5 protein-coding genes and 2 pseudogenes are annotated in these 5,796 nt (G+C 68.3%); 1 reads left to right on the forward strand and 6 read right to left on the reverse strand.

Annotated elements, in window-relative coordinates:
* From BGN95_RS26060 to BGN95_RS26085, 6 genes and pseudogenes are all read right to left on the reverse strand, one after another.
* Positions 1 to 198: pseudogene (locus BGN95_RS26060) on the reverse strand (ATP synthase subunit C-like protein); the annotation flags it as partial.
* A gap of 44 nt (positions 199 to 242) precedes the next feature.
* Entirely contained in the window at positions 243 to 1,001 is a 759-nt protein-coding gene (locus BGN95_RS26065; RefSeq protein ID WP_179513599.1) for a F0F1 ATP synthase subunit A, read from the reverse strand.
* A gap of 58 nt (positions 1,002 to 1,059) precedes the next feature.
* Entirely contained in the window at positions 1,060 to 1,374 is a 315-nt protein-coding gene (locus BGN95_RS26070) for an AtpZ/AtpI family protein (protein WP_179511312.1), read from the reverse strand.
* Between the two features lie 193 nt (positions 1,375 to 1,567).
* Positions 1,568 to 1,960 carry a YdbL family probable chaperone protein gene (locus tag BGN95_RS26075; protein WP_173399166.1) on the reverse strand — a complete coding sequence of 131 codons (393 nt, stop codon included), beginning with the start codon at positions 1,958 to 1,960 and terminating at the stop codon, positions 1,568 to 1,570.
* Between the two features lie 2 nt (positions 1,961 to 1,962).
* Positions 1,963 to 2,136: a YnbE family lipoprotein gene (locus BGN95_RS26080; RefSeq protein WP_179511311.1), complete on the reverse strand. Its 174-nt coding sequence runs from the start codon at positions 2,134 to 2,136 to the stop codon at positions 1,963 to 1,965.
* A 59-nt stretch (positions 2,137 to 2,195) separates the two neighbouring features.
* The gene (locus tag BGN95_RS26085; protein WP_286774519.1) at positions 2,196 to 5,315 is read right to left on the reverse strand and encodes an intermembrane phospholipid transport YdbH family protein; all 3,120 of its coding nucleotides are present in this window, start codon (positions 5,313 to 5,315) and stop codon (positions 2,196 to 2,198) included.
* A 290-nt stretch (positions 5,316 to 5,605) separates the two neighbouring features.
* Here BGN95_RS26085 and BGN95_RS26090 point away from each other — a divergent pair.
* Positions 5,606 to 5,796: pseudogene (locus BGN95_RS26090) on the forward strand (RadC family protein); the annotation flags it as partial.

Genomic DNA, 5,796 nt, shown 5'->3' on the forward strand with positions numbered 1-5,796 from the left:
GACGAACGACAGCAGACCGAGAAGTTCGGCCGCGGCGAAACCGATGAACAGACGGCCCTGCTGGCCGTCGGCGGCACCCGGGTTGCGCAGCGCGCCTTCGAGGAACGAGCCGAAGACGTTGCCGACGCCGATGGCGGCCATGCCGGCGCCGATCGCCGCGAGACCGGCACCGATGAGCTTAGCAGCTGCAGGATCCATGATTTAACTCCAGTTTATAAGGGGTTTGAAACTCAGACGAAAACTCAGTGCAGATTGACCGCGTCGTTGATGTACAGCGAGGTCAACAGCGCAAAGACATAGGCCTGGATGCCGGCCACCAGCAGCTCGAGCGCGGAGATGCCGACCATCAGGACGAACGAGGGCACGCCGACGAACAGCCCGGTGCCGATCCCGGCAGCGCCCGAATTGATGATGAAGCCCGCCAGCACCTTCAGGAGCACGTGCCCCGCGGTCATCGCGACGAACAGTCGCAGGCCGAGGCTGAACGGGCGGACCATGAACGAGACGAACTCGATCAGCGGGATCAGCGGGAGCAGCCAGATCGGCGTGCCGTGCGGCACGAACAGGCTGAAGAAATGGAAGCCGTGGCGCCAGAAGCCGACGATCAGCACGATCGAGAAGCTGATGATCGCCAGCACCCCGGTGATCGTGAAATGGCTGGTGAAGGTGAACGGGTGGATGCCGAAGATGCCGAGCGGCAGAAGCCCCAGCACGTTGGCGAACAGGATGAACATGAACAGCGAGAAGATATAGGGAACGTAGCGCTTCCCTTCCGGCCCGATGTTCGCGGCGAGCATATTGTCGATGAAGCGCACGAAGCCCTCCACCATCATCTGCCCGCGACCCGGGATCAGCGCGCCGCGCGTCCCCATCGTCATGAACGCGATCAGCGCCACGGTCGCCACGCACATCCACGCCGCCGAATTGGTGAAGGCCACATTATAGCCCGCGATCGACCAATTCTGCGTCCCGAACAGCGGTTCCACCAGGAACTGGTGCATCGGATCGATCTTGCCGCCGCCTGCCACTTCGCTCAATCCTTGAACAAAGCGCCCGAAATCACTTCGGGCGCTGTGAAATCCGAATGATGTTCCTGAAAGCGACGATCGTCCCGAGGGCGAGCATCACCAACAGGCCCCAGGGAGAAGTGCCGGCGAACCGATCGATCACCCAACCGATCAAGGCGCCGCCCGCCATTCCCCCTACAAGCTCAGCAAGCACGCGATTGCCGAGGCGGTAACCCGCATCGTCGTTCGCCTTGCTCGCGCCTTGCCGTTTAGCCTCGTCGTTCCGCGCCGCTTTCAGCCGCTCGTCGAGCGACTTGAGGCGCGCGTCCTCGTCGAGATTCTCCGGTCCGGGCTCTTGTTCGGCCATCCGCGCTCCCCCGTGCGACGGGCAGGCGCTGTCAAGCCGAAGGGCGAGCCCGCCAAGGCCGGGTCCGGTTAGCCGGGGGGTCCGGGGGTGTCAACACTTCGTCACCCGATGGCAAGGTTCCGACATCGCGTCGGATTACGCAGTCGCGCCGCCCACCCCGGCCCAAGGCCGGGATGAGGATCGATAACCTGGATCAGATACAGCGCGAATCGCGCTCCGGCGCACCGGCGCCGCGGGTCGCCCAGGCGCCCGATGGCGTCTTGTATTTCTCGCCTGCGCTGGTCTGCTGAATCAGGTTGCAGCCCGAGGTGAACGCCATCTGCTCCACCGTCGCGCCCGACGCCTGCGCCTTCTGGGTATAGGCCGCCTTGCGCTGGATGTTGATCGAATTGACCAGGGCGCGCAGCTCGGGCGTGCCCGCGCCGACCACGCCGAGATAGCCGTCGGGCTGTTCGCCCACCTTCCCTTCGGCGCGCGCCGCGGCATAGGCCGGGTCGCGCTGCGCGAAGGCGACGGCCGAAACGCCGGTCACCGCCAGCGCGCCGGCGACCATCAGCACAGTCCTGAAGTTCTTAGCGTAGGTCATCGTCAGAAAATCCCCGGATTCTGCTTGATCAGCGATTTCGCCTCATTGTCGAGCCGATATACCACTTCCTGCGTCACGTTGATGTTGAGGTTGATCACGATCGGCTTGTCGGGCGCGGAGACGTTGACGCACGCCGCGGTGCCGCCGGCCAACACGCCACCCAACAGGATCGCCATCGTTCCTCTCATCGTCTCGAAGGTCGTGCGCCTCTCTTGCTTCGTCAATCCGGCTTGCTTCATGGCATTTTCTCGCTTGCGGTGGGCTGAACGGGCGCGGCGGGCGGTTTCGCCTTTTGTTGCTGCTTTTCCTGCTCCTCCAGCAGGGCGGGCAGATTACGCTCGATCAGCCTCTTGGGATCGTAAAATGACGCGACCGAATCGAGCAGCCCGCGGAAGGGCGCCTTGATCCGGACGTTGAACACGAACGGCAGTTTCTGCAGCCGGCGAATCAGGAAGTTCGATTTGGCGCCCTCGCCCTGCGAGACGCCGGCGAAGCGGACTTCGGTCACCATCTCGCCCGCCAGCGGCCCGTCCATCACGATGTCGAGGCTCTTGTAGCGCAAGGATTTGAGCGCCTGGAACGCGATATTGCCCCAGGTGCCAAGATCCTTCGCGGTCAGCTCGCCGACATAAGCGATCCCGCCGCCGCCGGGGCGGACGATGAGATGGCCGCTCTCCACCCGCCCGCCGCTCTCGTCGAACGCGATCGGCAGCGAACCGTCGAACACCCCGGTCGCGTCGAGGTTCTTGAAATCGAATTGTTGAAGGAATTGTGCGGCTTCGGCGCCGTTGACGCGGAAGATTAGCCGATGAACCTCGGGCACCGAGAAATCGAGCAGCGCCGGATCGAGCGTCAGTTCGCCCCCCGCGAACGGCCAGCGCGCACTTTCGACCTTCACCCGCGTATTGGCGAGCGTCTGATAGACGATGCGCCCGTCGGTCACCGGCACGCCGGGGTTGATCGACGCGACCGTCGCCACCTGCCCCGGGGCGCTTTCCAGCGCGAGCAGATCGGTGAAACGGATCTCCCCCTTCAACCCGGTGACCGGACCGAAGGCGGCGGCAAGATCGAGCCCGCCGGTGCGGAAGGCACCGGTCGAGGTGACCCCGGCCGCATTCCACGCGATATCGCCCTCGCCCGTCACCCTGCCCTGCACATCGGCGATCACGCCAAAGGTGAGCTTGGTCAGATCATCGGGCTGGAAATCCTTGCCGAAGGTGACGCCGGGCACCGCAAGCCGCGCCGTCCCCGCCCCGCTCGCCAGCGTGTGACGGATCGTGACGTCGGCGACCTTCACATCCTTGGTCGGCTGGCGCAATTCGCCGGTGGTGGTGATCACCCCGTCGGCCAGCCGCAGCGCGACGTTGCGCGCGGCGAGCGGCACGAACCGCGGGCTCGCCGCGGCATCGGCGACGGCAAGCGCCCCGGTCAGGTCGAGCACGCCGCCGGCGAAGGTCCAGCGCCCGTCCGCCGCGCTGAGCAGCAGCGGCACATGGGCGATCTGCCCCGCACCGCCGGAGAAGGTGCCGCCGAGACCCTTCGCGCCGAATGCGCCGTCGATCCGCGCGAAATCGAGCGCGGTCGGCCGATCCGCGGGCCCGATCCGCGCCTCCACGCCGGCGAGCGCGAAGCCGCCGGCATGCGCTTCCCCGCCGGTAGCGGCGAGCGTCACCGGGCTGGACCCGATCGTCCCTTCGAGCCGCGTCGCGGCGATTCGCGCGCCATAGCCGGTGCGCGTGTCGAACAGCGCGCGGCCGGTCGGGCACAAGGTCAACCGCGCCGGGCGCAGCACCAGCCCGCCCGCCGCGAGCCGATCGAAGGCGAGCGGGGTGCACATCGGGTTGAGCGTCACCCCACCCCGCGCCACCGTCGCGATCAACGGGAGACGCAGATTCTCGACCGCGCCGTCGGCGAGCGGGCCGGAAAGCGCGGCGGCGGTGCGGATCGTCACCCGGCCCTGCGGGTCGCTGGCGAAGGAGACCGGCGCGAGCGCCAGCTTCGCCCCGCCCGCCGCATAAGGCGCGACCGTCGCGGTGCCGGTGAGCGGCGCGCCCGCACGCGGCTGGTGCAGCGCGATTCGCGTCGTCGGGAAGCCGCCGCCGGACAGCGACGCCGCGCCGTCGAGCTGCCAGCCCGCCGCCTTGCCCAAGGTCACGCCGCCGCTGTCGAGCGCGAGCCGCGCGCCGCTCGCCGCGGTCGCCGACAGACCCGACAGCGTGAGCACATTATCCTGCACCAGCGCGATCGTGCCGACGACATCGAACCGCCGCGCGGCGCGCTCCACCGCTGCCGCCAGATTGCGGGCCAGCGGGGCGATCGGCGTCCCCGCGCCGCTTTCTCCGGCGCGCGCGATCGTGCCGCGCGTCCTGTCGTCGAGCGCAGCCCCGCGCGCCCGGGCCTCGCCGGTCAGCGTCGGGCGGCCGTCGATCAGCCGCCATTTGCCGGTGAACCCGAGCCGCTCGCCCAGCGCCGCGGGCAAGGCGAACGGCCCGCTGCCGAGATCGACGGTTCCTTCGGTGCGTCGCGCATTGCCCGCGAAAGCGATCGTCCCGCCGACGCTCGCCGCGCGTGCGCCGGCGCCGGCCAACCGCTCGGCGCGCAGCCCGATGCTGCCGGACCAACGGTCGAACGCCGCGCCGAGCGCCGCGTCGACCCCGATCCGCGCGCCCTCCAGCGTCACCCCGCCACAATGCGTTTCGGGAAGGCCGACCGGCCCCGAAAAGCGCGGCCCTTCCCGGCCGATCGCGACTTTCAGGACGGCATTGGGCTCGACGAAGGTGCATCCGCCGGCGGTCAGCTCCTTACCCAGCGCCGCAACTGTACCGCGGAAGCCATTGTCGAGGCGCCCGTTTCCGGCAATCTTCAGGCCGACGACACCATAAGGCGTCGTGAGCCGGACGCGCGCATCCTCCACCGCAAGATCGATCGCCGGCAGCGTCAGGCCGCCCTTGCCGCCGCGCGCGGGCAGCAGCCGATCAATCGTGCCGAGCGAGAGCTTGCCGTCGGCCAGTTGTGCGCGGAGCCGGACATGCCCCGCGCTCACCCCGGCGACATAGGGTCCGGTCAACCCGATCGCGGTATAGGTCTCGACCCAATCGGCCACGAGATCGGGATCAGCCGGGTCGCCGATCACCACATCGGTTAGCCGCTGCCGCCCCGGCCCGAGGTCGGCGATGCGATAGCGCGCGGTGACCCCGTCGCGCGCCAATTCGCGATCGATGAAGTCGGTCGCGATCGGCACGCGCTGCACCCACAGCACGCCGAACGCCGCGACCGCGATCGCACCGGCGGCGGCGCCGATGCGGCGGCGTCTGCTCCTGAGGAAACGGCGGCGCGGTACTTCGCTTTCCTCCACCGCCGTCCGCCGTCCTTCCAAATCGCCCGAGGATCGATCCATAACCGCCGATACAACGCGCATGCAATTGCATGGAGCCATCGGCCCGTTCGTCAGCCGGACGTTACCCGTCACGCCGGCCTTGTACCGGCGCCCCACCGCGCCGCCCGCCTTACGGCAAAACGCTCTTGCTCATCCGATGCCTCCCGGTGGCCCCCGGGTCACGCGTGGGGTGGCGGATGATATGCGATCGCGGCGAAAACACCCCCCGCCGTTGCCCCGCGGGGGTTTGCCCCTTACCCTCCGCTTCGATGGCCGACGGCGATGCCTCTCCCGATACCGCGGGCCACCGCGCGCGGCTGCGGGAACGGTTGCTGGCGCGCGGCGGCGGGGATGCGTTGCTCGATCACGAGCTGATCGAATATCTCCTCGCGCTCGCCATCCCGCGCCGCGATACCAAGCCGCTCGCCAAGGCGCTGCTCCGGGAATTCGGCGGCATCGG

It is taken from the genome of Sphingomonas sp. 66-10 (assembly GCF_001897045.1).
GTDB classification, from domain to species: Bacteria; Pseudomonadota; Alphaproteobacteria; order Sphingomonadales; family Sphingomonadaceae; genus Sphingomonas; species Sphingomonas lycopersici.